Annotated in this window: 2 rRNA genes; both read right to left on the bottom strand. The window is 49.9% G+C overall.

The features are described from left to right. Positions 1-52: 52 nt before the first annotated feature. A 5S ribosomal RNA gene (gene rrf, locus BLV60_RS33645) occupies positions 53-165 on the bottom strand. Between the two features lie 128 nt (positions 166-293). After that, positions 294-3,166: ribosomal RNA gene (locus tag BLV60_RS33640) — 23S ribosomal RNA — on the bottom strand. Between the last annotated feature and the right edge of the window lie 229 nt (positions 3,167-3,395).

Raw genomic sequence — 3,395 nt, 5'->3', positions numbered from 1 at the left:
CCAAAGCAAAAACCCCCAGTCATTTCTGACTGGGGGTTTCTGGGCTGTAAGAGCCTGACGATGACCTACTTTCACACGGGAACCCGCACTATCATCGGCGCTGACGCGTTTCACTGTCCTGTTCGGGATGGGAAGGAGTGGTACCACGTCGCTATGGTCATCAGGCATAAAGGGTTGTCTGACTGATCACATGATCAATCAAACGAATTCATAGAGTTTGGAATCAGCTTTTGGCGAATTGTTTTGAATGCGTCAACTTGGCATAACACCTTGATCAGACTGATCAAAGTTATAGGGTCAAGCCGCACGAGCAATTAGTATCAGTTAGCTTAACGCATTACTGCGCTTCCACACCTGACCTATCAACGTCCTGGTCTTGAACGACTCTTTAGGGGGCTCAAGGCCCCGGCAGATCTCATCTTGAAACGAGTTTCCCGCTTAGATGCTTTCAGCGGTTATCTCTTCCACACTTAGCTACTCGGCAATGCCACTGGCGTGACAACCGATACACCAGAGGTGTGTCCACTCCGGTCCTCTCGTACTAGGAGCAGGCTTCCTCAAATCTGCAGCGCCCACGGAAGATAGGGACCAAACTGTCTCACGACGTTTTAAACCCAGCTCACGTACCTCTTTAAATGGCGAACAGCCATACCCTTGGGACCGGCTACAGCCCCAGGATGAGATGAGCCGACATCGAGGTGCCAAACACCGCCGTCGATATGAACTCTTGGGCGGTATCAGCCTGTTATCCCCAGAGTACCTTTTATCCGTTGAGCGATGGCCCTTCCATACAGAACCACCGGATCACTATGTCCTGCTTTCGCATCTGCTCGACTTGTCAGTCTCGCAGTTAAGCACGCTTATGCCATTGCACTATCGTCACGATGTCCGACCGTAACTAGCGTACCTTCGAACTCCTCCGTTACGCTTTGGGAGGAGACCGCCCCAGTCAAACTGCCTACCATGCACTGTCCCCGATCCAGATAATGGACCTAGGTTAGAACCTCAAACACACCAGGGTGGTATTTCAACGTTGGCTCCACAAGATCTAGCGACCCTGCTTCAAAGCCTCCCACCTATCCTACACAGATCTGTTCAAAGTCCAATACAAAGCTACAGTAAAGGTTCATGGGGTCTTTCCGTCTTTCCGCGGGGAGATTGCATCATCACAAACATTTCAACTTCGCTGAGTCTCAGGAGGAGACAGTGTGGCCATCGTTACGCCATTCGTGCAGGTCGGAACTTACCCGACAAGGAATTTCGCTACCTTAGGACCGTTATAGTTACGGCCGCCGTTTACTGGGACTTCAATCAAGAGCTTGCACCCCATCATTTAATCTTCCAGCACCGGGCAGGCGTCACACCCTATACGTCCACTTTCGTGTTTGCAGAGTGCTGTGTTTTTAATAAACAGTCGCAGCCACCGATTTTTTGCAACCCATTCATGCTCCGTTGTTCACTTCACACTAATAGGGCACACCTTCTTCCGAAGTTACGGTGTCAATTTGCCGAGTTCCTTCTCCTGAGTTCTCTCAAGCGCCTTAGAATACTCATCTCGCGCACCAGTGTCGGTTTGCGGTACGGTCGTATATAGCTGAAGCTTAGTGGCTTTTCCTGGAACCTCGTTCAGTCACTTCACCAGCAAGCTGGCTCGATCGTTGGCCTCGGTATATGTGCACCGGATTTGCCTAATGCACGCCTACATCCAACTAAACCGGGATATCCAACACCCGGATGACCTATTAAGATCCGTCCCCACATCGCACTATATATCGGTACAGGAATATTGACCTGTTTCCCATCAGCTACGCATCTCTGCCTCGCCTTAGGGGCCGACTCACTCTACGCCGATGAACGTTGCGTAGAAAACCTTGCGCTTACGGCGAGGGGGCTTTTCACCCCCTTTAACGCTACTCATGTCAGCATTCGCACTTCTGATACCTCCAGCACGCTTTACAACGCACCTTCACAGGCTTACAGAACGCTCTCCTACCACTTGCAATAAATTGCAAATCCGCAGCTTCGGTAACTGGCTTAGCCCCGTTACATCTTCCGCGCAGGACGACTCGATCAGTGAGCTATTACGCTTTCTTTAAATGATGGCTGCTTCTAAGCCAACATCCTGACTGTTTTAGCCTTCCCACTTCGTTTCCCACTTAGCCAATTTTAGGGACCTTAGCTGGCGGTCTGGGTTGTTTCCCTCTTGAGTCCGGACGTTAGCACCCGGTGCTCTGTCTCCCAAGCTGTACTCATCGGTATTCGGAGTTTGCCTTGGTTTGGTAAGTCGCCATGACCCCCTAGCCAAAACAGTGCTCTACCCCCGATGGTAATACTTGAGGCACTACCTAAATAGTTTTCGGAGAGAACCAGCTATTTCCAAGTTTGTTTAGCCTTTCACCCCTATCCACAGCTCATCCGCTAGTTTTGCAACACTAGTCGGTTCGGACCTCCAGTACCTGTTACGGCACCTTCATCCTGGCCATGGATAGATCACTTGGTTTCGGGTCTACACCCAGCGACTGATCGCCCTATTCGGACTCGATTTCTCTACGGCTTCCCTATTCGGTTAACCTTGCCACTGAATGTAAGTCGCTGACCCATTATACAAAAGGTACGCAGTCACCCCTTACGAGGCTCCTACTTTTTGTAAGCACGCGGTTTCAGGATCTATTTCACTCCCCTCCCGGGGTTCTTTTCGCCTTTCCCTCACGGTACTAGTTCACTATCGGTCAATGATGAGTATTTAGCCTTGGAGGATGGTCCCCCCATATTCAGACAGGATTTCTCGTGTCCCGCCCTACTTGTCGTTAGCTCAGTACCACACAGGTCATTTCACGTACGGGGCTATCACCCGCTATGGCCAGCCTTTCCAAGCTGTTCCGTTATGTCTTGTGCTATCACTAACAGGCTTCTCCGATTTCGCTCGCCACTACTTTCGGAATCTCGGTTGATGTCTTTTCCTCGAGCTACTGAGATGTTTCAGTTCACCCGGTTCGCCTCGCATGACTATGTATTCATCATGCGATACCTTTCGGTGGGTTTCCCCATTCGGAAATCTCCGGATCAAAGCTAATTTGCCAGCTCCCCGAAGCTTATCGCAGGCTATCACGTCCTTCGTCGCCTATCATTGCCAAGGCATCCACCACGTGCTCTTATTCACTTGACCCTATAACTTTGACGTTTCCTCACGGAAACCAAAGTCAATCAAGGAATTGCCAGGTCTTTCACCTGGCGCGTTATGCCGTTACATTCAAAATTCGATTTGACTCGAAATTGAAGTTTCTTTTGACGCAATCAAAAATTCTATGTTGCTGATGGCACGGTCTGCACTAAACCTTTACGAATGTGCAGTTTCCATCAGCAACGCTGATTCGACTCTATGAATTTTTAAAGAA

It is taken from the genome of Variovorax sp. YR634, from assembly GCF_900106655.1.
Classification (GTDB): domain Bacteria; phylum Pseudomonadota; class Gammaproteobacteria; order Burkholderiales; family Burkholderiaceae_C; genus Variovorax.
The sequence above is the reverse complement of the archived record's forward strand: the minus strand, read 5'-3'. Positions and strand labels throughout refer to the sequence as shown.